Annotated in this window: 20 protein-coding genes; 7 read left to right on the forward strand and 13 right to left on the reverse strand. The window is 72.1% G+C overall.

Going from position 1 to position 21409, the window contains the following annotated elements:
- Positions 1-11 precede the first annotated feature (11 nt).
- Entirely contained in the window at positions 12-1514 is a 1503-nt protein-coding gene (locus J2W45_RS01415; RefSeq protein WP_310128389.1) for an SDR family NAD(P)-dependent oxidoreductase, read from the forward strand.
- Between the two features lie 334 nt (positions 1515-1848).
- Positions 1849-3660: an APC family permease gene (locus J2W45_RS01420; RefSeq protein WP_310134855.1), complete on the forward strand. Its 1812-nt coding sequence runs from the start codon at positions 1849-1851 to the stop codon at positions 3658-3660.
- Positions 3661-3819: 159 nt separating this feature from the next.
- Here J2W45_RS01420 and J2W45_RS01425 read toward each other — a convergent pair whose 3' ends face one another.
- From J2W45_RS01425 to J2W45_RS01435, 3 genes are read right to left on the reverse strand one after another with little or no spacing between them, the layout of a single operon-like run.
- On the reverse strand, positions 3820-4086 hold the full coding sequence (locus tag J2W45_RS01425) for a DUF6510 family protein (RefSeq protein ID WP_310128391.1): 267 nt from the start codon (positions 4084-4086) through the stop codon (positions 3820-3822).
- Complete coding sequence (locus tag J2W45_RS01430) at positions 4083-4835, reverse strand: FAD-binding oxidoreductase (protein WP_396427103.1); 753 nt, start codon at positions 4833-4835, stop codon at positions 4083-4085. The genes J2W45_RS01425 and J2W45_RS01430 overlap by 4 nt, the downstream gene beginning before the upstream one ends.
- 14 nt (positions 4836-4849) lie before the next feature.
- The gene (locus J2W45_RS01435) at positions 4850-5443 is read right to left on the reverse strand and encodes a sulfite oxidase-like oxidoreductase (protein WP_310128394.1); all 594 of its coding nucleotides are present in this window, start codon (positions 5441-5443) and stop codon (positions 4850-4852) included.
- A 47-nt stretch (positions 5444-5490) separates the two neighbouring features.
- On the opposite strand from J2W45_RS01435, the gene moaA reads away from it, so the two are divergent.
- Together moaA and J2W45_RS01445 are read left to right on the forward strand one after the other, a co-directional pair.
- On the forward strand, positions 5491-6588 hold the full coding sequence (gene moaA, locus J2W45_RS01440; RefSeq protein ID WP_310128396.1) for a GTP 3',8-cyclase MoaA: 1098 nt from the start codon (positions 5491-5493) through the stop codon (positions 6586-6588).
- Positions 6581-6832: a MoaD/ThiS family protein gene (locus J2W45_RS01445; protein ID WP_310128397.1), complete on the forward strand. Its 252-nt coding sequence runs from the start codon at positions 6581-6583 to the stop codon at positions 6830-6832. The genes moaA and J2W45_RS01445 overlap by 8 nt, the downstream gene beginning before the upstream one ends.
- Before the next feature lie 90 nt (positions 6833-6922).
- Here J2W45_RS01445 and J2W45_RS01450 read toward each other — a convergent pair whose 3' ends face one another.
- From J2W45_RS01450 to J2W45_RS01490, 9 genes are all read right to left on the reverse strand, one after another.
- Complete coding sequence (locus J2W45_RS01450) at positions 6923-7969, reverse strand: sulfate/molybdate ABC transporter ATP-binding protein (protein WP_310128399.1); 1047 nt, start codon at positions 7967-7969, stop codon at positions 6923-6925.
- Positions 7966-8808 (reverse strand): ABC transporter permease, encoded by an 843-nt coding sequence (locus J2W45_RS01455; protein ID WP_310128402.1) that lies wholly within the window; start codon positions 8806-8808, stop codon positions 7966-7968. Before J2W45_RS01455 ends, J2W45_RS01450 begins: the two co-directional genes overlap by 4 nt.
- 10 nt (positions 8809-8818) lie before the next feature.
- Positions 8819-9631, reverse strand: a complete 813-nt coding sequence (gene modA, locus J2W45_RS01460; RefSeq protein WP_310128404.1) for a molybdate ABC transporter substrate-binding protein — start codon at positions 9629-9631, stop codon at positions 8819-8821.
- A complete protein-coding gene (locus J2W45_RS01465; protein ID WP_310128406.1) occupies positions 9628-10032 on the reverse strand; it encodes a TOBE domain-containing protein in 405 nt (134 codons plus the stop codon). The genes modA and J2W45_RS01465 overlap by 4 nt, the downstream gene beginning before the upstream one ends.
- Before the next feature lie 37 nt (positions 10033-10069).
- On the reverse strand, positions 10070-10483 hold the full coding sequence (locus J2W45_RS01470) for a molybdenum cofactor biosynthesis protein MoaE (RefSeq protein ID WP_310128408.1): 414 nt from the start codon (positions 10481-10483) through the stop codon (positions 10070-10072).
- A complete protein-coding gene (gene moaCB / locus J2W45_RS01475; RefSeq protein ID WP_310128411.1) occupies positions 10480-11490 on the reverse strand; it encodes a bifunctional molybdenum cofactor biosynthesis protein MoaC/MoaB in 1011 nt (336 codons plus the stop codon). The genes J2W45_RS01470 and moaCB overlap by 4 nt, the downstream gene beginning before the upstream one ends.
- Complete coding sequence (locus tag J2W45_RS01480) at positions 11487-12719, reverse strand: molybdopterin molybdotransferase MoeA (protein WP_310128413.1); 1233 nt, start codon at positions 12717-12719, stop codon at positions 11487-11489. Before J2W45_RS01480 ends, moaCB begins: the two co-directional genes overlap by 4 nt.
- Positions 12720-12827: 108 nt before the next feature.
- Positions 12828-13958 carry a ThiF family adenylyltransferase gene (locus J2W45_RS01485; RefSeq protein WP_310128415.1) on the reverse strand — a complete coding sequence of 377 codons (1131 nt, stop codon included), beginning with the start codon at positions 13956-13958 and terminating at the stop codon, positions 12828-12830.
- Positions 13959-14003: 45 nt separating this feature from the next.
- Positions 14004-15530 (reverse strand): molybdopterin-dependent oxidoreductase, encoded by a 1527-nt coding sequence (locus J2W45_RS01490; RefSeq protein ID WP_310128417.1) that lies wholly within the window; start codon positions 15528-15530, stop codon positions 14004-14006.
- Between the two features lie 67 nt (positions 15531-15597).
- Between J2W45_RS01490 and J2W45_RS01495 the strand changes: the two genes are divergently transcribed.
- From J2W45_RS01495 to J2W45_RS01505, 3 genes are all read left to right on the forward strand, one after another.
- Positions 15598-18186: a DEAD/DEAH box helicase gene (locus tag J2W45_RS01495; RefSeq protein WP_310128419.1), complete on the forward strand. Its 2589-nt coding sequence runs from the start codon at positions 15598-15600 to the stop codon at positions 18184-18186.
- A 158-nt stretch (positions 18187-18344) separates the two neighbouring features.
- The gene (locus J2W45_RS01500) at positions 18345-19553 is read left to right on the forward strand and encodes an inorganic phosphate transporter (RefSeq protein WP_310128421.1); all 1209 of its coding nucleotides are present in this window, start codon (positions 18345-18347) and stop codon (positions 19551-19553) included.
- Positions 19550-19882 carry a peptidase gene (locus J2W45_RS01505; protein ID WP_310128423.1) on the forward strand — a complete coding sequence of 111 codons (333 nt, stop codon included), beginning with the start codon at positions 19550-19552 and terminating at the stop codon, positions 19880-19882. Before J2W45_RS01500 ends, J2W45_RS01505 begins: the two co-directional genes overlap by 4 nt.
- A gap of 197 nt (positions 19883-20079) precedes the next feature.
- Here J2W45_RS01505 and J2W45_RS01510 read toward each other — a convergent pair whose 3' ends face one another.
- Positions 20080-21357 (reverse strand): uracil-xanthine permease family protein, encoded by a 1278-nt coding sequence (locus J2W45_RS01510; RefSeq protein ID WP_310128424.1) that lies wholly within the window; start codon positions 21355-21357, stop codon positions 20080-20082.
- Positions 21358-21409 lie beyond the last annotated feature (52 nt).

Below are 21409 nucleotides of genomic sequence, written 5' to 3' on the forward strand. Positions count from 1 at the left end.
AGAATTCTCCGGTGCCTCCCGAAACCCCGGCCGTCTCCGGCCTCGACCCCGACGATCTCGCCGTCACCCTCCGCGTCCTGCAGCAGTTGCACGAACTGGACCAGGAGCATCCCGACTACGTGAGCGTGCGCCGGGCGACCGCGCACATGTTCAAGGCGTCCAAGCAGGCGCGCAAGCGGGAGCTGCGGCGACAGGTCGCCGAGGCCGACCGGGCGGTGATCGCGGCCACCGCCACGGGCGCTCCCGACCGCATCGACGACGAGACCCGTGGCCGCGAGCTGACCTCCAGCTCGACCGGCTCCCGCACCGCCGGCACCCTCCTCACGGCCCGCGCCTGCTACATCTGCAAGCAGCAGTACACCGAGGTCGACTGGTTCTATCACCAGCTGTGCCCGTCCTGCGCGGCGTTCAGCCACCTCAAGCGCAACGCGCGCACCGACCTCACCGGCAAGCGCGCCCTGCTGACCGGCGGCCGCGCCAAGATCGGCATGCACATCGCCCTGCGACTGCTGCGCGACGGCGCCCACCTGACCATCACGACGCGGTTCCCGCGCGACGCCGTCCGGCGGTTCTCGCAGCTGCCGGATGCCGGGCAGTGGATCGACCGGCTCCGCGTCGTCGGCATCGACCTGCGCGACCCCTCGCAGGTGATCGCGCTCGCCGACTCCGTCGCGGAGCGCGGGCCCCTCGACATCCTCATCAACAACGCCGCGCAGACGGTGCGCCGCTCGCCCGGCGCGTACTCGCTGCTCGCGGACGCGGAGACCCAGCCCCTGCCGGACGGCCCGCTGCCCGAGCTGGAGACGTTCGGTCACACCGCTGACCCGCATCCTCTCGCCCTCGAGCGGTCGGTCGCGGCGCATCCGCTGCTCTCGGCGGCGGATGTGCGCGGCACCATCGCGGAGCTCGCCGGACCCGCCGCGCTGACCGCGGACGACCTGGCCACCGCCGCGATGAGCGCCGGCTCGTCGTCGCTCGCCCGGCACGCCGACGGCAGTGCGATCGACGCCGGCGGGCTGGTCCCCGACGTCGCGCACGTCAACAGCTGGACGCAGACCATCGGCGCGATCGACGCGCTGGAGCTGCTCGAGGTGCAACTGTGCAACCAGACGGCGCCGTTCATCCTGATCGACCGGCTGCGACCCTCGCTCGCGGCGGCCGGACGCTCGTACGTGGTCAACGTGTCCGCGATGGAGGGTGTCTTCGGCCGCCGCTACAAGGGGCCGGGTCACCCGCACACCAACATGTCGAAGGCCGCGCTGAACATGCTCACGCGGACCAGCGCGGGGGAGATGTTCGAGAGCGACGGCATCCTGATGACCAGCGTCGACACGGGATGGATCACGGACGAGCGCCCGCACCACACCAAGGTGCGGCTCGCCGAGGAGGGCTTCCACGCGCCGCTCGACCTGGTCGACGGCGCCGCCCGGGTCTACGACCCGATCGTCCGCGGCGAGGCGGGTGAGGACGTTCACGGGGTGTTCCTCAAGGACTACCGTGCCTCGGCGTGGTGACCGCTACGCTGGCGACGGGGACGTGAGCGGAGGGACGCGGATGCCGGGTACTCCGCGACGACGGACGCCGCCCGAGGCGGCGGGTACGGAGGCTGCGTCAGCCGTGCCGGATGCTCAGGCGCCGACCGCGCAGGCGCCGGGTGCGCCGTCGCCGGTTCCGCGCGTCACCCCACGCAGCGCCATCCCCGTGCCCGGTCAGGCGCGGCCCGTGCCCGAGTCCGCGAAGGGCGGGTGGGTGCGACACTGGCTGCTCACCGGCCTCGTGGACGAGCGCGGCACCCAGCAGGGACCCCACGGCCGCAACCCCGACCGCACGCACCCCTGGTGGCAGGTCATGTGCCTCACCGGTGTGGACTACTTCTCGACCCTCGGCTACCAGCCCGCGATCGCGGCGCTCGCCGCCGGGCTGGTGTCGCCCTTCGCCACGCTGGTGCTCGTCGCCCTGACGCTGCTCGGCGCGCTCCCGGTGTACCGCCGGGTGGCGCGGGAGAGCTTCAAGGGCTCCGGCTCGATCGCCATGCTGGAGCGGCTGCTGCCCTGGTGGGCGGGCAAGCTGCTCGTGCTGGTGCTGCTCGGCTTCGCCGCCACGGACTTCATGATCACCATCACGCTGTCCGCCGCGGACGCCTCCGCGCACGCCGTCGAGAACCCGTTCGCGCCGAGCTGGTTCCAGGGCAACAACGTCCTGATCACCCTCTTCCTGCTGGCGCTCCTGGGCGCGGTGTTCCTGAAGGGCTTCAAGGAGGCGATCGGCATCGCGGTGGTGCTGGTCGCGGTCTACCTGGCGCTGAACGTCGTCGTGGTCGGCACATCCATCGTCGAGGTCTTCCAGCACCCGACGGCGATCGACGACTGGTGGAGCGCGCTGTTCCGCCAGAACGGCGACCCGCTGATCGTGGTGGGTGTCGCGCTGCTCGTGTTCCCGCGGCTCGCCCTGGGCCTCTCCGGCTTCGAGACCGGCGTGGCCGTCATGCCGCAGATCACGGGCCGCCCGGACGACGACCCGGCGTACCCGAAGGGGCGCATCCGCGGCGCCGGCCGGCTGCTCACCACGGCCGCGATCATCATGAGCGTCTTCCTCATCACGTCGAGCTTCACCACGACGCTGCTCATCCCGCAGAAGGACTTCCAGCCCGGCGGACCGGCCAACGGCCGCGCGCTGGCGTACCTGGCGCACGAGTACCTCGGCAACGGGTTCGGGACGGTCTACGACATCAGCACCATCCTGATCCTGTGGTTCGCCGGCGCCTCCGCGATGGCCGGTCTGCTGAACCTGGTGCCGCGCTACCTGCCGCGGTACGGGATGGCTCCGCAGTGGGCGCGGGCCGTGCGTCCGCTGGTGCTGGTCTTCACGGCGATCGCGTTCCTCATCACGCTGATCTTCCAGGCGAGCGTGGATGCGCAGGGCGGCGCGTACGCGACCGGCGTCCTGGTGCTCATCACGTCCGCATCCCTCGCGGTGACGCTGTCGGCGTACCGCAAGCGGCAGCCGAAGCGCACCGTCGTGTTCGGCGTCATCACGGCGATCTTCGTCTACACGACGATCGACAACATCATCGAGCGCCCGGACGGCCTCCGGATCGCGACGCTGTTCATCCTCGGCATCCTGGTGGTGTCGATCGTGTCGCGCGTCGGGCGGTCGTTCCAGTTGCGCGCGACCTCGGTGACCTTCGACGTGACCGCGCTGGACTTCATCCTCGAGGATGCGGAGGAGGGCGAGATCCGCATCATCTCGCACGAGCCCGACGTCGACACGGGCACGGAGTACGCGCAGAAGAACAAGGACGAGCGCAAGTTCAGCCACATCCCGCAGCGCTCCCGCACGATCTTCCTCGAAGTGCTCCGCTCCGACTCCTCCGACTTCGAGGAGGACCTGGTGGTGCACGGCGTGGTCAAGCACGGCTACCGCGTGCTGCAGGTGAAGAGCGGCAACGTGCCGAACACGATCGCGGCGGTGCTGCTCGAGATGCGCGACATCACGGGCGTGGTGCCGGCGATCTACTTCGAGTGGACGGAAGGCAACCCGATCTCGAACATGTTCCGGTACCTCATCACGGGGGTCGGCGAGGTCGCGCCCGTGACGCGCGAGGTGCTGCGCGAGGCGGAGAAGGACGTGAAGCGGCGGCCGGCAGTGCACGTGTCCTGAGGCCAGGGCTGCGCTCGGGGGTGCCTATCGTCGGAGAGCACCCTCCGAATCTCCGACGCAACGCTCTGCGGAGGGAGATTTCGCGCCGAAATGGCCAGATCTCCGACGAGCGGCGCCGGATCTCCGACGATCGGCGCCGGATCTCCGCCGATCGCGGGGCTACTCGACCGCGAACTCCAGCCAGGCGAGGCCGCGCAGGTCGAGCATGAGGCGGCCGGCGCGCTCGGAGGCGACGGCGAGCACGTCGCCGCAGACGGAGCAGCGCACCACGAGGCCGTGCTCGTCCACGTAGACCCGTCCGCGGGCGACGACCGACTCGTCGCCGCAGTTGACGCAGCAGCCGACCGCTGTGGTGACGTCGGCGGCGAAGACCTCCGACAGCATCCCCGCGGCCGCGTTGCCGTCGAGGTAGTCCTGGCCTGTCATGGCGTGCCTCCGATGCCGCCGTAGCGCTCGGTGCGGATGCGTGCCGGGTCGTGGCCGGCATCGACCAGCCAGCCGGAGACCGCCTCGACGAACGGCGTCGAACCGCAGATGAAGAAGGTGGGGGAGTCGGAGGCCGGCAGCACCCGCTGCATCAGGCCCTCGGCGGTGAGGCGGCCGGGCTTCGCGTCCGAGCCGGGCGGCGCCTGCCGCGTGTACACGTAGTCGACGCGGAACGGGGCCGCGGCGTCGGCGGCGAGAGTGCCGAGCTCATCGGTGTAGTAGCCGGAGAACGGCGCGCGCAGCGAGTACAGCATCCGGAACGGTGCCGTGCTGGTCGCCGCGGCGTGTGCGCGCGCCATCGACATGAGCGGCACGACGCCCGAGCCGCCGGCGATCAGCTGGACGGGAGTGTCGTCGCCCGGACGCCAGACGAACCAGCCGCCGACCGGTCCGCGCACCTCCAGCTGGTCGCCGTTCTGCAGCCCGCGCACCAGGTACGGCGAGACCTCGCCGTCGGCGAGCTCCTCGACCGTCAGCTCGAGTTCATCGTCCGGCAGCTCGTGCGGGTCCAGCGCGCCGCGGCCTCCGCCGGACGCGATGGAGTAGGAACGGACCGCCTGGTAGCCGTCAGGCGCGGTCAGCCGGATGTCGACGTGCTGACCGGCCAGGTGGCCGTGCAATCCTTGGATGCGCAACCGGATGGTGCGGGCCGTCGGTGTCTCCATCCGCGTGTCGACCACGTCGGCCACTCGCCATACGCTGCTCACCAGTAGCGCTGTTCCTTCCACGGGTCGCCGTACATGTTGTAGCCGTTCTGCTCCCAGAAGCCGGGCTGGTCCTGCGGCAGCATCTGCAGCCCGGAGACCCACTTGGCGCTCTTCCAGAAGTACAGGTGCGGCACGAGGAGTCGCGCGGGACCGCCGTGCTCCGGCTCCAGGTCCTTGCCGTCGAAGCTGTGAGCGACCCACGCCTTGCCGTTCAGCAGGTCGGCGAGCGGCACGTTGGTCGTGTAGCCGCCGTAGCTGTGCGCCATCGTGTACTCGAAGCTGGTGTCGACATCCTTGAACAGGGTGTCGAGGGCCACGCCGCGCCACGAGGTGCCGAGCTTGGACCAACTGGTCACGCAGTGGATGTCGGTGCTGACGTCCTCCTGCGGGAGCGCGAGGAACTCGTCCCAGCTCCAGCGGTGCACGTCGCCCTTCTCGGTGGTGATCGTGAACGCCCAGTCGTCTTTCGCGATGCGGGGCGTCGGCCCGGCGGACAGCACCGGGAAGCCCTCGGTCAGGTACTGACCGGGAGGGAGGCGGGGGTCGTCGGTCCTCCGACGGCCGAGGAAGCCGGACGAGATGATTCCCATGGGGGAAGCTTATGGGGTCCGGTCCCGGCCGGTCTATGGTGAAGAGCATGACGGCCGTCAATCTGGGACTCCCGCTGCGGGCCACGGCCCCGCGGGCGTCGGGCGCGGGCGCTCCGCCCGAGACCTCGGGGCGGCCGGACCACCCCGGTCTGATCGACCGGTTCGGCCGGGTGGCGCGCGATCTGCGGGTCTCGGTGACCGAGAAGTGCTCGCTGCGCTGCACGTACTGCATGCCGGCGGAGGGCCTCCCCGCGATCCCGCGGGAGGACCTGCTGAGCGCTCACGAGATCGCACGCCTCGTCGGGATCGGCGCGCGCGACCTCGGGGTGCGGGAGGTGCGGTTCACCGGCGGCGAGCCGCTGATGCGGGCCGACCTGGCCGAGATCATCGGGCTCTCCGCGGCCGCCGCGCCCGGCATCGACCTGTCGATCACGACCAACGGGATCGGTCTGGAGCACCGCATCCACTCGCTCGTGGACGCCGGGCTCACCCGCGTCAACGTCTCGCTCGACACGGTCGACCGCGAGCACTTCGCCCGGCTCACGCGCCGGGACCGGCTCCCCGCGGTGATGGCGGGCATCCGCGCCGCCCACGAGGCGGGGATGACGCCGCTCAAGCTCAACGCCGTGATGATGCGCGACACCCTCAGCGACGCGCCGGACCTGCTCGCCTGGGCGCTCGAGAACGGCTGCCGCCTGCGCTTCATCGAGCAGATGCCGCTGGACGCCGAGCGGTCGTGGCTGCGCGAGAACATGGTCCCCGCCGACGAGCTGCTCGCCGTGCTGAGCGAGCGGTTCGTGCTCGTCGAGGCCGGCCGCGACGACCCGCACGCGCCCGCCGAGGAGTGGCGGGTCGAGGGATGGACGGTGGACGGCGTCCCCGCCACCGTCGGCATCATCGCCTCGGTCACGCGCTCGTTCTGCGCCGCGTGCGACCGCACCCGGATCACGGCGGAGGGCACCGTGCGCTCGTGCCTGTTCGGCGACGACGAGACGGACCTGCGCGGGCTGCTCCGCGGCGGCGCCGACGACGCGGAGATCGCGCGCTGGTGGCGGGCGGCGATGTGGGGCAAGCAGTCCGGGCACGGGATGGACGCGGAGGGGTTCGCGCCGCCGGTGCGCAGCATGGGGGCGATCGGTGGCTGAGGTGCACGTCCGCTACTTCGCGGCCGCCGAGGAGGCCGCCGGGCGCCCCGAGGAGCGCCTCGACCTGCCCGAGCCGACGATCGAGGGCCTGCAGCGCGAGCTGGTCGCCCGCTACGGCGAGCCGATGGAGCGGGTGGTCCGCTCCGGCTCGTTCCTCGTCGGCGGCATCGTCTCCCGCGACCCCTCCCGCGAGCTGACGCTCGCCACCCCCGTCGACGTCCTCCCTCCCTTCGCCGGCGGCTGACCCGCCCATTCATCGGTTCCTCAGTTAATCCGGCTCGTCAGGGCGTGTCGGCGGATTAACTGAGGAACCGATGGTGGGGAGTGGGGCTGGTCAGGCGGGGTAGATGGTGACGGCGTCCAGGGGGACGTGGAGGGTGACGGGGGCGCCGGGGTGCAGGCGGAGGTCGGCGAGGACGGCCGGGGCGATCAGGGCGTCGAGGCGGTCGGTGCGGACGCGCACGAGGTCGGCCTGGGGCTCGAGAGCGGTGACGGTGGCGGGGATCGTGTCGGCGGCGGGCGGAGAGGCAGGATCCGGGGCGGGCGCGACGCGCACGGCCGAGGGGCGCACGGCCGCGAGCGCGGGAGCGCCGACCGGGATGGGGGCGGGCGCGGTGCCGCGCACGCGCATCCCGTCGGTCGTCTGCAGACCGTCGGCGGTGCGCACGCCGCTCAGCAGGGTGAGGCCGGACAGCTCCGCCGTGAACGGGTGCCGCGGCCGCTCGAGCACCTGGCGCGTCGGGCCCTCCTCGACCACGCGGCCGTCGTGGACGACGGCGACCCGGTCGGCCAGGAGGTAGGCGTCCAGCGCGTCGTGCGTGACCAGGACCGTCGTCCGGCCGGCGAGCACCTCGGAGAGCATCCCGCGCACGTCGGCGGCGACGGACACGTCGAGCGCCGAGAGCGGTTCGTCGAGCAGGAGCAGGCTCGGCTCCGCGGCGAGGGCGCGAGCGATCGCGACGCGCTGCGCCTGTCCGCCGGACAGCTCGGACGGCCGCCGGTCGGCGAGCGGTGTCGTGCCGGTGCGCCGCATCCACTCGGCCGCCCGCTCAGCGGCCTCGGCCCGGGATGCGCCGACCGCGCGGGGGCCGAACGCGACGTTCGCGCGCACGCTGAGGTGCGGGAACAGGAGCGCGTCCTGGGCGAGCAGCGCGACCCCGCGACGGTGCGGCGGACGCCAGGCGCCGGGGAGGTCGAACAGGATGTCGTCGCCGAGCGTCGCGCGCCCGGTGTCGGGGCGGACGAGTCCGGCCAGCATCCCGAGCACGGTGGACTTGCCGGCGCCGTTCGGACCGAGCAGTGCGAGGGTCTCGCCGTCCGCGACGGCGAGGTCGACGGTGACGTCGCGGGCCGCCGAGGTCGCCGCGAGGCGCAGGCTCACGCCGCCGCCTCGGCGTGCGCCGTCGTGTCTGCGGGACGCCGCCGCGACCGCCACGGGCGCACCCGCTCACCCGCACCGTGCGCGACGGCGACCACGACGATCGCGACGGCCACCAGGACGAGCGACAGCGCGACAGCGGCGTGGGGATCCGTCTCCCGCTGCAGGTAGATCTCCAGCGGGAGGGTGCGCGTGACGCCTTGCAGGCTTCCCGCGAAGGTCAGCGTGGCGCCGAACTCGCCCAGCGCCCGGGCGAACGAGAGGATGGCGCCGGAGACGACCGCCGGCAGCACCAACGGCAGGGTCACCCGGAACAGCACGGCCGACGGTCGCGCGCCGAGCGTCGCGGCGACCGCCTCGTAGCGCTCGCCGCTCGCGCGCAGCGCGCCCTCGAGGCTGAGCACCAGGAACGGGAGCGCCACGAACGTCTGCGCGATGATGACGGCCGGCGTCGAGAACGCCACGTCGAGAGTGCCGCCGAGCAGGCCGCGGCGGCCGTACAGGGCGAGCAGCGCGAGCCCGCCGACGACCGGCGGCAGCACCAGCGGCAGCAGGACGACGGCACGCACCACGCGCCGCCCGGCGAACGGCACCCGCGCGAGCACGATCGCCATCGGGACGCCCAGCACCAGGCAGGCGGCCGTCGCGATCAGCGACGTGCGCAGGCTGAGGAGGAGCGCATCCACCGACGACGGCGACGTGATCAGCGGGATGAACTCGGCCCAGTCGACGCGCGCGGCCATCGCCACGAGGGGGAGCAGGACGAACAGGGCGCCGATCGCCGCGACCACGACGATCCAGCGGGGGACGCCCAGCCGCGGTCCCGCAGTGCCGCCGTTCATGCCCGCATCCTCACGGCGCCCCGAAACCGGCGGCGGCGAGCACGTGGCGGCCCTCGGGTCCGGTAGCGAACGCGACGAACGCCGCTCCGCCTCGGGGGTTGGGGGCGTGGGCGACGGAGGCGATCGGGTAGACGTTGACCGTCTTCGCGGCCTCCGGGAACGGCACGGACTCCACCGACGATCCCGCGCCCTTCACGTCGGTGCGGTACACGATGCCCGCGTCGGCCTCGCCCGAGCTCACCTTGCCGAGCACGTCGGTGACCGACGACTCCTGGCTCACCGGGTGCAGCGTCACGCCGGCCGACTGCTCCACCTTCGCGGTCGCCGCCCCGCACGGCACCTGGGGAGCGCAGACCACCGTCTTGATGCCAGGGGAGGCCAGGTCGGCGAAGCTCTTCACGTGCGCCGGGTTGCCCGGCGGGACCGCGATCGCGAGCACGTTGGTGGCGAAGTCCGTGGGAGTGCCCTGGATGACCTTCCCGGCGACCGCCTTGGTCATGTTCGCCTCGTCAGCGGAGGCGAACACGTCAGCGGGCGCCCCGGCGGTCAGCTGGGTGACGAGGTCGGACGAGCCGGCGAACGAGAAGGTGACGGTCGTGCCGGGATGCGCGGCCTCGAACTCCGTGCCGAGCTCGGTGAACGTCTTGGTGAGCGACGCGGCGGCGAACACGGTGATCGTGCCGCTGACGCGCGTGCCCGAGCCGGAGGGCGTCACGGTCTGACCGGCCCCAGGAACGCTGCACCCGGCCAGCGCCGAGGCCGCCAGGAGCAGCCCGGCGACAGCCGCCGCACCCCGCACCGCACCCCGCCGCCGCGCGCTCACCGCGACCCCGCCGGAGCCTCGACCATGACGTTGGTGGCCTTCACGACCGCCACGGCGACCGAGCCGAGCTCCAGCCCGAGCTCGCGCACGGCCTCGCTGCTGATGAGGGACACGACGCGGTGCGGGCCGCACTGCAGCTCGACCTGAGCCATGACCCGGTCGGCCACGATGTCGGTGACCAGCCCGACGAACCGGTTGCGCGCGGAGCCGGTGGAGCCGGACGGGTCGGGCGGCAGCACGGCGTTCTGCTTGGCGAGCTGCGCGAGCTCGAGACCGTCGACGACCGTCCGTCCAGAGCCGTCCTGACTGCTCGTGAGCGTTCCCGCGTCGATCCAGCGGCGCACGGTGTCGTCGCTCACGCCGAGGTAGAGCGCAGCATCCTTGATCCGTATCTGCGGCATGGAACCCATCCTAGATCCGCGGATGCGGAAAAAGGGCTCAGAGGCCGACCCACTCCGAATCGCCGTCGGTGAAGTGCTGGCGCTTCCAGATCGGCACGCGCGCCTTGATGATCTCCACGAGCTCCGCACACGCCGCGAACGCCTCGGCGCGGTGCGGGGCAGCGACGGCCGCGATCAAGGCGAGGTCGCCGATGGTCAGCGACCCGACCCGGTGCTGTGCGGCCACCCGCAGACCGGTGCTGCGGGAGACCTCCTCGCAGCACTCGCGGAGGAACCTCTCCGCCTCAGGATGCGCGCGGTAGTCGAGCGACACCACGCCCTTCCCGCCGTCGTGGTCGCGCACGATGCCCTGGAACGAGACCACGGCCCCGGCCTCTGCCCGCCACACGAACTCGTCGACGGTCGACGGGTCCAGGGGGTCGCCGGTCACAGCGGCGAGCACGTCGCTCATCGGTGATCACCTCCGCGCAGCTGGTCGAGCAGGTGGGGGAGCAGGCCGTCGAGAACCTCCAGGCCGTCCTGGACGCCGCCGCGCGAGCCGGGCAGGTTGACCACCAGCGTCGATCCCGCGACGCCGACCAGCCCGCGGCTCAGCGCCGCGAGCGGCGTCGCCTGGGCGCCTCGGGCGCGGAGCGCCTCCGCGACGCCCGGCAGCTCCCGGTCGAGCACGGCCGCCGTCGCCTCCGGTGTCCGGTCGGTGGGCGAGATGCCCGTGCCGCCGGTGGAGATGACGACGAGGGGACGCGCGTCGACCGCCTCGCGCAGGGCCGCATCCACAGCGGCGTCCGCGACGACCCGCACGACCGCGGGCAGGCGACGCTCGGCCAGCCAGTCGGCGATGACCGGGCCGGTGGTGTCCTCGTAGACGCCCGTCGCGGCGCGCGTGGACGCGACCAGGACGATCGCGCCGGTCACCGTGGCGGGCTGTTCGGCGTCCTCGGCGGTGGAGTCCGGAGCAGCGCCGGAGGGAGCGGCGGCCGCCGCATCCCGTGTCCACTCGCCGCGCTTGCCGCCGCTCTTGGCGACGAGCCGCACATCCGTCAGCATCGCGGCGGGGTCCACCGCCTTCACCATGTCGTGCAGGGTGAGGCCGGCCACGGCGACCGCCGTGAGCGCCTCCATCTCGACGCCGGTCCGGCCGTGCGTCCGCGCGACCACCTCGATCTCGATCGTGCCGGACTCCGCGTCCAGCTCGAAGTCGACCCGCACGGCATTGAGAGGCAGGGGATGGCACAGCGGGATGAGCTCGCTGGTCCGCTTCGCCCCGCCGATCCCGGCGATGCGCGCAGTGGCGAGCACGTCCGCCTTGGGCAGGTCGTCGGCCGCGACGAGCCGGACCACCTCCGGCGTGGTCACGAAGCGTCCGCGGGCGACCGCCTCGCGATCGGTCTCGGGTTTGCCGCCGACATCGACCATGCGGGCGCGGCCGTCGGCGTCGAGATGGGTGAGCTGCGTCATAGGGTCCAGACTGTCACGGGCGAGCCGGCTTCCAGGGTCTCCGCCTCCTCGGGCAGGTCGATGAGCACGTCGGCCTTCGCCATCCCGGCGACCAGGTGCGACGACGGGCCGGAGGCGGGGGAGACCGCGGCACCGGCGCCGTCGAGGACGCCGCGCAGGAACTGGCGGCGCCCCGGAATCGAGCGCACCGGCTCCCGCAGGGTCACCTCACGCGGCGGGATGCCCGGCAGACCGGCCGCGGCGCGCAGCGGGTCCCGCAGGAACACGACGAACGACACCTGCGTGCTGACCGGGTTGCCGGGGAAGGCGAACACCGGGACTCCGCCGACCACAGCGGTCGCCTGGGGTCCGCCCGGCTGCATGGCGACCGTCGTAACGTCGGCGCCGCGCGGGTGCAGCACCTCCCGCACCACCTCGTACGCGCCGCGCGAGATGCCGCCGGAGGTGATGATCAGGTCGCTGGTGCGCAGGGCGTCGTCGAGGATGCGCTCGAACGCTGCCGGGTCGTCGTCGCTGCTGGCGCGCACGGAGACGGTCGCCCCGGCCTCCTGCACCAGAGCGGCGAGGGCGATGCCGTTCGCGTCGTACACCTGGCCGAAGCCGGGCGTCCCGGTCGCGATCAGCTCGGTGCCGCTGGTGAGGATGCCCACGCGCAGCCGTGCGCGGACGGTCACCGATTCGACGCCGGCCGCGGCCAGCGCGGCCAGGTGCCGCGGCGCCAGGCGGGTGCGCGCGGGCACCAGCACGTCGCCGCGCCGGACGTCGCTGCCGCGCTCCCGCACGTACTCGCCGCGCCGGCGGCTGCGGCGGATCTCGACGATCGCGCCGGACAGGTCGTCGTCGCGCCCGAGGACCAGCTCGGTGTCCTCGACCGGGACGATCGTGTCGGCGCCGGTGGGCACCGGCGCGCCGGTCATGATGCGCAGGGCCGTTCCGGCGACGAGGGAGACGGGGGTGGTGTGCCCCGCCGGGATGTCGCCGGTCACCTCGAGCGCGACCGGCACCTCGTGCACGTCGGCGGACCGCACCGCGTACCCGTCCATCTGCGAGTTGCGGAACAGCGGCAGGTCGACCTGCGACCGCACCTCCTCCGCGGTCACCCGGCCGAGGGCGTGGTCGAGGGGGACGGACTCCTCCGCCGGCTCCTCGGAGAGCGGTTCGAGCATGCGCGCCACCAGCGCGGCGTGCTCCTCGACGCTGCGCGGTCGCGCGGACGGGTCGCCTGTCATGCGCCTAGTATCCCGCGTCCCCGCCGCCGCGCCACCGGCTGGTGCGACGAGGAGTCGCGACGCGCCGTCATCGCCGACGGATGACGGCGTGTTGCGACCCCTGGATGCTCAGTAGCGCGGCAGGGACGGATCGACGTCGCGCGACCAGGCGTCGAGGCCGCCGGCGAGCACCAGCCCGGGCAGGCCGGCCTCCGCCAGCAGCACGCGCGCCGTCTCGGCCCGGATGCCGTGGTGGCAGACGATCACCAGCGGGTCGCCGGGGAGGCGCTCCGCCACCCCGGCGGGATCGCGCTGCACCACGCCGAGCGGCACCAGCAGCGAGCCCGGCAGCTCCACGATGTCGGCCTCCCACGGCTCGCGCACGTCGAGCAGTGTGTACGCCTCGCCTGCGCGCAGCCGCGCATCCAGCTCGGCCGGGGAGATCGTGTCGGTGATGCCGCAGAACAGGTCGTAGTCGATCAGGCCCGTCACCGGGGGCCCCTCGGGGTCGCGCTCGTAGGCGAGCTCGCGGAAACCTCCGCTGAGGGCGTCGTGCAACACCACCCGGCCGAGCAGCGGCGTCCCGGTGCCGGTCACGAGCTTGACCGCCTCGCCGACCATGAGAGCGCCGACCACTCCGCATTCCGACGGCAGCGCGCCCGCTTCGGCGCAGCTTGCGACGGTTCCGGGCGCGGGCGGCACCGGGAAGAGGTCGCGGTACGTCGGACCCTGCGCCGACCAGCTCAGCCCCACCTGACCGCCGGTCTGGTGCACCGCGCCCCAGACGACCGGGATGCCGGCCAGCGTCGCCGCGTCGTCCACGAGGTAGCGGGTAGGAAAGTTGTCGCTGCCGTCCAGCACCAGGTCGAATCCCGAGAGGATGCGCTCCGCGTTGTCCGCGCTGAGCCGCTCGGCGAAGATCCGCACCTCCACCTCGTCGCCGAGCGCACGCACGGTGTCGGCCGCCGACTCCACCTTCGGCCGCCCCACATCGGCGGGCGTGTGGATGTTCTGCCGCGGCAGATTGCTCGGCTCCACCCGGTCGTCGTCCACGATCCCGATCGTCCCGAACCCGGACGAGGCGAGCAGCGGCAGCACCGCCGAGCCGAGTCCGCCCGCGCCGACGACCAGCACGCGCGCGGCGCGCACGCGGCGCTGGGCGTCCGTCCCGAAGCCGGGCAGCTGCGTCGTGCGCGCGTAGCGGGCGACGCGGTCGGGGGTGAGGTCGGGACCGGGTTCGACGAGCGGCGGGAGGGCCATGCCTTCAGCCAATCACAGAAGCGGGCGGGTGGTCGCAGTCGGGCGTCACGCCACGGTGACCTGGATGCTGTGCAGCCCCGTCGCGCCGTCCGGCACCACATCGCGCACCGTGGAGGTCTGCACCAGGCCCTTCGCGTCCGTGGCGCGCACGCGCAGCGTGTGCGCGCCGGGCGTCGCGTCCCAGTCGTACCGCCACTGCCGCCAGGTGTCCGCCGAGATCGCGTCCGCCAGGGTCGCCTGCTGCCAGGGGCCGTCGTCCACACGCACCTGCACGGCGCTCACGCCGACGTGCTGTGACCAGGCGACGCCGGCGACGGTGACCGTGCCCGCCTTCACCTGGCGTCCGGACGCCGGGACGTCGATGCGCGACGACAGCTTGACCGGGCCCATCTCGGACCAGCCGCGGTCGGTCCAGTAGGAGGTGTGCTCGTCGAACCGGGTCACCTCCAGCGACACCACCCACTTGGTGGCCGAGACGTAGCCGTACAGGCCGGGCACGACCATCCGCACCGGGTAGCCGTGCTCGAGCGGCAGCGGGGAGCCGTTCATCCCGACGGCGAGGATCGCGTTCCGCTCGTCGGTCAGCGCCTCCAGCGGCGTGCTCGCCGTCCAGCCGTCCTGGCTGGTCGAGAGCACCATGTCCGCGTCCGCCGACGGCTTCGCCCGCGCCAGCAGGTGCCGGATGGGGTAGCCGAGCCAGGTGGCGTTGCCGATCAGGTCGCCGCCGACCTCGTTGGAGACGCACGTCAGCGTGGTGGTCGACTCCTCAAGCGGAAGCTTCAGCAGCTCGGCGAAGGTGAGCTCGACCTCCTGCTCGACCATGCCGGTGATCCGCAGACGCCACGAGGCGGGATCGATCCCGGGGATCTGGAGGGCGGTGTCGATGCGGTAGAAGTCCGCGTTGGGCGTGATGATCGGCGACAGGCCCGGGATGTCGAAGGATGCGGCTGCCGGCACGGGAGGGGCGGTGCGCGCCGGCGCGGGGAGGCGGATGGCCGCCCGCGCCGCAGAGGCGGCGCGGAAGCCGCCCGCGACGGCCTGACCGACGATGAGGGCGAGCGCCCCGCCCGCCGCCGTAGCGGCGGTGGTCCCCACGAACCGGCGGCGGCTCACCCGACCCTCGGGCGCTATGCGCGTGGGTTCGGTGTCGCGCAGCAGCCGCATCAGCGTGCCGAGGACGAGGATGGCCACGACCGCCGCGAGCACGGACGGGATGGCTTCGAGCAGTCCGTTGCCCGCGCGGGTCACCGCGGCGACGACCCCGACGGCGCCGCCCAGGCCGATCAGGATGCGTCCCCGCGGAGGCCGGATGCGCTCCAGCCATCCGGCCAGCGCCGCACCGGCCAGCACCACGATGCCGAGCGAGACGATCAGGAACGCCTTGTCGCCCGTCCCGAACAGGCCGATCACGGCCTCCTTCACCCAGGCCGGGGCGAGGTCGATCAGCAGCGCGCCCACCGTCAGGACCGGGCTGCCGTTCTGGATCACGAACGCGCTGACCAGCTCGCCTGCGCCGACGCCGGCGACCACGCTCGCCACGCCCGCGGCCGCCGGCCGCCAGAACTCCGTCACGGGCTCAACCTATGTCGCCCGGCTGGAAGCGCGCCACGAGGCGGCGGGCATGACAGGCTTGGGGATCATGTCCGACAGCACCGCACCCTCCGTCCGCCGACTGCGCGTGGAGGACATCCCCGGCTGGTCCGGGCCCGGCTCCGTCAGCGAGGACGCGGTCTACGAGACGTTCATCTCCTGGGTGGAGGAGGGCGGCATCCAGCTGTACCCGGCCCAGGACGAGTCGGTGATCGAGGTCATCGATGCGGCCAACCTCATCCTGAGCACCCCCACAGGAACGGGCAAGTCGCTGGTGGCCGTCGGCGCCCACTTCGCCGCCCTCGCCCGCGGCGAGCGCACCTACTACACCGCTCCGATCAAGGCGCTGGTGTCGGAGAAGTTCTTCGCCCTGGTCGACATCTTCGGTGCCGAGAACGTCGGCATGACGACCGGCGACTCCGCCGTCAACGCCGACGCGCCGATCGTGTGCGCGACGGCCGAGATCCTAGCCAACCTGGCGCTCCGCCACGGCGACGAGACGCCGGTCGGCCAAGTCGTGATGGACGAGTTCCACTTCTACTCGGACCCGGATCGGGGCTGGGCCTGGCAGGTGCCGCTGCTGACCCTGCCGCACACCCAGTTCGTGCTCATGTCGGCCACCCTCGGCGACGTCACCGCGCTCGCCGCCGACCTCGAGCGACGCACCGGCCGGCCCACCGCGACGGTCACCGGCGTCGAGCGGCCGGTGCCCCTGCACTACTACTACGAGGTCACGCCGGTCCACGAGACCATCGAGGACCTGCTCCACACCGGTCAGTCGCCCATCTACGTCGTGCACTTCTCGCAGCTGGCCGCCCTGGAGCGCGCGCAGTCGCTGTCGAGCGCGAAGATCGCGAGCCGGGAGCAGCGGGAGGCGATCGCCGAGCTCATCGGCGAGTTCCGGTTCACGACGAGCTTCGGCAAGACCCTCGCCCGCCTGCTGCGGCAGGGGATCGGCGTGCACCACGCGGGGATGCTTCCCAAGTACCGCCGCCTGGTCGAGCAGCTGGCCCAGCGGGGGATGCTGCGCGTCATCTGCGGGACGGACACGCTCGGCGTCGGCATCAACGTGCCGATCCGCACGGTGCTGCTCACCGCCCTCACGAAGTTCGACGGCACCCGGATGCGGCAGCTCAACGCCCGCGAGTTCCACCAGATCGCCGGTCGCGCGGGCCGTGCCGGGTTCGACACGGCCGGGACGGTCGTCGCCCAGGCCCCCGAGCACGAGTCGGAGAACCTCAAGGCGCTCGAGAAGGCCGGCGACGACCCCAAGAAGCGCCGCAAGATCGTCCGGAAGAAGGCGCCCGAGGGCTTCGTCTCCTGGGGCGAGCCGTCGTTCCGCCGGCTGATCGAGGCGGAGCCCGAGACGCTCACCTCCTCGATGCAGATCACCAGCGCGATGCTCATCAACGTGATCGGGCGCGGCGGTGACGTGTACGGCCACGTCCGCGCGCTGGTGTTTGACAACCACGAGCCCTGGAAGCGGCAGCTCGCGCTGGCCCGGCGTGCCATCGAGCTGTACCGGTCGCTGCTGACGGCCGGCGTGGTCGAGGCGGTCCGCACCGGCGACGGGGTGGAGATCCGGCTCACCGTCGACCTGCAGCCCAACTTCGCCCTCAACCAGCCGCTGTCTCCGTTCGCGCTCGCCGCCTTCGAGCTGTTCGACATCGAGTCTCCGGTCTACGCCCTCGACATCGTCTCCGTCGTCGAGGCGACCCTCGACGACCCGCGGCCCGTGCTCTCCGCCCAGCAGTACCATGCGCGCGGCGAGGCGGTCGCGGCGATGAAGGCGGAGGGCATCGAGTACGAGGAGCGGATGGAGGCGCTCGAGGAGGTCACCCACCCGAAGCCCCACGACATCCTGCTGCACGAGGCGTTCGCGACCTACGCCTCCAGCCAGCCCTGGGTGGCCGACTTCGAGCTGCGGCCCAAGTCGGTGGTGCGCGACCTGTACGAGCGGGCGATGACGTTCGGCGAGTTCATCGCCTTCTACAAGCTGGCGCGGTCGGAGGGCGTGGTTCTCCGCTACCTGTCCGACGCGTACCGCGCGCTCAACCAGACGGTGCCGCTCGACCTCCGCACGGAGGACCTGCGCGACATCGTGGAGTGGCTCGGCGAGCTCGTGCGCCAGGTCGACTCGAGCCTCCTCGACGAGTGGGAGGAGCTCGTCCACCCCGACGCCGCCCGCCACGCCGCCGAGGCGACGGAGCTTGCGCCGCCGGCACCCCGCAACGTGACGACCAACCGGCGCGCGTTCTTCGTGCTCGTGCGCAACGAGCTGTTCCGGCGGGTCCAGCTCGCCGCCCTCGACCGGGTGAACGACCTGGGCGTGCTCGAGGCGGAGGCCGCCGTGCTCGCCGGAGGGATCGCCCCCTTCACCGAGGCGCAGTGGGACCAGGCGCTCGAGGGGTACTACGCGGAGCACGACGAGATCCTGACCGACGCCTCCGCCCGCTCGGCGGCGATGATCATCGTCGACGAGGAGCCGGAGGGCGAGACCGGGATCTGGCGCGTCCGGCAGATCCTGGCCGACCCGGAGGGGCACCACGACTGGGGGATCGCGGCGGACGTGCTGCTCGATGACTCGGCCCGCGAGGGGGTCGCGGTGGTGCGGGTGACCTCCGTCGGCCGCCTCTGACGCTCCCGGCGCACCGCCGGTTTGACCCTGCGGAGGCGTCGTGTGAGTATCGTCACGGTGTCTGAACAGCGCCAGGTCCCTTGCATGAACTCCGAACGAAGCCTTGCATCGGGAGGGACTGATCCGACACGAGCAGCGTCATCGCGAGAAGGGGAACGGTGGACCTCACCCTCATCGTCGTGCTGGTCATCCTGCTGGCGCTCTTCTTCGACTTCACGAACGGCTTCCACGACACCGCGAATGCGATGGCGACACCCATCGCGACCGGCGCCATGCGGCCGAAGGTCGCCGTCGCGCTGGCGGCGGTGCTCAACCTGATCGGCGCCTTCCTGTCCACCGAGGTGGCCAAGACCATCTCGGGCGGCATCATCAAGGAAGGCGACGGCGGCGTGCAGATCACGCCGACGCTCATCTTCGCGGGGCTGGTCGGCGCCATCGTCTGGAACATGGTGACGTGGCTCTTCGGCCTGCCGTCGTCCTCCAGCCACGCCCTGTTCGGTGGCCTGATCGGCGCCGCGATCATCGGCGCGGGCATCCAATCGGTCGACTTCCTCGTGGTGCTCGACAAGGTCATCCTGCCTGCCGTCATCGCGCCGTTCACCGCCGGAGTGGTGGCCTGGAGCGCGACCAAGCTCGCGTACTGGATCACCCGCCGCTACGACGGCCGCCCCGACGGCCGCGGAGGCTTCCGCTACGGCCAGATCTTCTCGTCGTCGCTGGTCGCCCTGGCGCACGGCACCAATGACGCGCAGAAGACCATGGGCGTCATCACGCTGACCCTCATCGCGGCCGGAATCCAGCCGACAGGGTCCGGACCCGAGACGTGGGTCGTCATCGCCTGCGCGCTGGCCATCGCGCTCGGCACCTACTCGGGCGGCTGGCGCATCATCCGCACGCTCGGCCGCGGCCTCACCGAGGTGAAGCCCGCTCAGGGCTTCGCCGCGGAGACCAGCACGGCCGCGACGATCCTGGCGTCGAGCCACCTCGGCTTCGCGCTGTCGACCACGCAGGTCGCCTCCGGCTCGGTGATCGGCTCGGGACTCGGCCGTCGCGGATCGTCCGTGCGCTGGGGCACGGCCGGCCGGATCGCCATCGGCTGGGCGCTGACGCTGCCCTCCGCCGCCATCGTCGGAGCTGTTGCGGCGCTGGTCGCCGATGTCGGGCCGATCGGCGTCGTGATCGACACCCTCGTCGGCGCCGCCGTCGTCACCTACATCTTCTGGCGCGCATCCCGCAACCGGGTCACCAGCGAGAACGCGGTCAAGCCCGTCCCGCTGCAGGGAAAGAGCGAGGTGGCCGCCTCCGGCAAGGCCGTCAAGATCGAGAAGGTCAAGCCGCTGAAGCGTCCGCGGAGGGAGTCCGCATGATCGACTGGGGAGCCTTCGTGCTCGTCTTCGCCGCGTCCCTGATCGGGGCGTGCGTGGTCGTCGCCTTCTACGCGCTCGGCACGCGGTTGCTGGCGGTCGCCGGCCGCGCGCTGTTCGTCGAGCCGGTGGAGTTCACGGACGCGATCACCGTGCTGACGCCGGAGAAGGCAGCGAAGCTGCAGCGCAAGGCCGAGAAGGCCCAGCGCAAGAACCCGCTGACGGCCGGCCAGAAGCGCCTCGCCCTGACCGCTGCGTACGCGTGCTTCACGGGCTGCGCCCTGGCCGTGATCTACGGGCTGTACCTGATCATCCCGTACTTCCACCAGTAGGGGAGCGCGCCGAGCGACCGCTGCTCGAGCCGCACATTCGTGACGAATGCGCGGAACGCGCTCGCGGGAGGCGACATTCAGCACGAATGTTCCCCTGCCCGCGCTCACACATTCGTGACGAATGTGCGGAACGCGCTCGTGGGAGGCGACATTCGGCACGAATGTCGCCCCCGGTGAGTCGGGGTCGGCGGGTCGCCTCAGTCGGTGCCGCGCACCCGGGAGATCGCGTTCATGACGTGGTAGACAACGATCGCGGCGATCGCGCCGAGGGCGATGCCGTTGAAGGTCAGCTGCCCGAGGTTGAGCGTGAAGTCGCCGATGCCGATGATGAGGGCCGTCGCCGCCGTGAACTGGTTCTTCGGCTTCGAGAAGTCGACCTTGTTGTCCAGCCAGATCTTCACGCCGATGATGCCGATGAGGCCGTACAGCGCCGTCGTGACGCCGCCGAGCACGCCCGCCGGGATGGTGTTGATGACCGCGCCGACCTTGGGGGAGAGGCCGAGCAGGATGGCGACGATGCCCGCGACCCAGTACGCGGCGGTCGAGTAGATGCGCGTCGCCGCCATCACGCCGATGTTCTCGCCGTACGTGGTGGTCCCGGAGCCGCCGAAGAACCCGGCGACGGTGGTCGCGAGCCCGTCCGCGAACAGTGCGCGGCCGGTGAGCCGGTTCACCGACGGATCGGTCAGCTGCGCGACGCCGCGGATGTGCCCCACGTTCTCGGCGATCAGCACCAGCACCACGGGGAGGAACGCCGGCAGGATGCCCCAGGTCGAGGCCGGAGCGGTGAACGGGTTCGCCGGAAGGGTGAACTGCGGCAGCCCGACCCAGTCGGCCTTCGCGACACCGCTGAAGTCGACCTGGCCGACCAGGCAGGCGAAGACGTAGCCGACCGCGACGCCGAGGAAGATCGACAGCCGCCCGAGCATCCCGCGGAACAGCACCGTGCACAGGATGACCGCGGCGAGCGTGACGAGGGCCGTCACCGGCGCCTTGGCGAAGTTCGCGCCGGCGGCGGGCGCCAGGTTGAAGCCGATCAGCGCGACGATCGCGCCGGCGACGACGGGCGGCATGAGTCCGTCGATCCACCGCGTCCCGGTGCCGACCACGATGAGCCCGACGATGGCGAGCAGGATGCCGGTGACGACGATCCCGAACAGCGCGGACGGCATCCCGTGAGCCTTGGTCGCCGCGACGATCGGCACGATGAAGGCGAACGACGAGCCGAGGTAGCTGGGCAGCCGGTTGCCGGTGATCACGAGGAACAGCAGCGTGCCGACGCCCGAGAAGAGCAGCGTGGTGGCCGGCGGGAAACCGGTCAGCAGCGGCACCAGGAACGTCGCCCCGAACATGGCGACGACGTGCTGCGCGCCGAGGCCGATCGTCCGTGGCCAGGTCAGCCGTTCGCCGGGCAGCACGATCTCGTGCGCCCCCACCTTCTTGCCGTCGCCGTGCAGCGTCCAGGGCAGAGCCATGCGTGTCCTTCACAGGTCTCGAGTCGGAATAGGCTTGATGCTGCGCATTCGC

This window comes from Leifsonia shinshuensis, assembly GCF_031456835.1.
In the GTDB taxonomy this organism is placed as follows: Bacteria; Actinomycetota; Actinomycetes; order Actinomycetales; family Microbacteriaceae; genus Leifsonia; species Leifsonia shinshuensis_C.

Excerpts from the sequence above, each read along its gene's own strand:
- J2W45_RS01420 (WP_310134855.1), top strand. The coding sequence starts at position 1,849 with ATGTGCCTCACCGGTGTGGACTACTTCTCGACCCTCGGCTACCAGCCC.
- J2W45_RS01425 (WP_310128391.1), bottom strand. The coding sequence starts at position 4,086 with ATGACAGGCCAGGACTACCTCGACGGCAACGCGGCCGCGGGGATGCTG.
- J2W45_RS01435 (WP_310128394.1), bottom strand. The coding sequence starts at position 5,443 with ATGGGAATCATCTCGTCCGGCTTCCTCGGCCGTCGGAGGACCGACGAC.
- moaA (WP_310128396.1), top strand. The coding sequence starts at position 5,491 with ATGACGGCCGTCAATCTGGGACTCCCGCTGCGGGCCACGGCCCCGCGG.
- J2W45_RS01455 (WP_310128402.1), bottom strand. The coding sequence starts at position 8,808 with ATGAACGGCGGCACTGCGGGACCGCGGCTGGGCGTCCCCCGCTGGATC.
- J2W45_RS01465 (WP_310128406.1), bottom strand. The coding sequence starts at position 10,032 with ATGCCGCAGATACGGATCAAGGATGCTGCGCTCTACCTCGGCGTGAGC.
- J2W45_RS01470 (WP_310128408.1), bottom strand. The coding sequence starts at position 10,483 with ATGAGCGACGTGCTCGCCGCTGTGACCGGCGACCCCCTGGACCCGTCG.
- moaCB (WP_310128411.1), bottom strand. The coding sequence starts at position 11,490 with ATGACGCAGCTCACCCATCTCGACGCCGACGGCCGCGCCCGCATGGTC.
- J2W45_RS01480 (WP_310128413.1), bottom strand. The coding sequence starts at position 12,719 with ATGACAGGCGACCCGTCCGCGCGACCGCGCAGCGTCGAGGAGCACGCC.
- J2W45_RS01485 (WP_310128415.1), bottom strand. The coding sequence starts at position 13,958 with ATGGCCCTCCCGCCGCTCGTCGAACCCGGTCCCGACCTCACCCCCGAC.
- J2W45_RS01495 (WP_310128419.1), top strand. The coding sequence starts at position 15,598 with ATGTCCGACAGCACCGCACCCTCCGTCCGCCGACTGCGCGTGGAGGAC.
- J2W45_RS01505 (WP_310128423.1), top strand. The coding sequence starts at position 19,550 with ATGATCGACTGGGGAGCCTTCGTGCTCGTCTTCGCCGCGTCCCTGATC.
- J2W45_RS01510 (WP_310128424.1), bottom strand. The coding sequence starts at position 21,357 with ATGGCTCTGCCCTGGACGCTGCACGGCGACGGCAAGAAGGTGGGGGCG.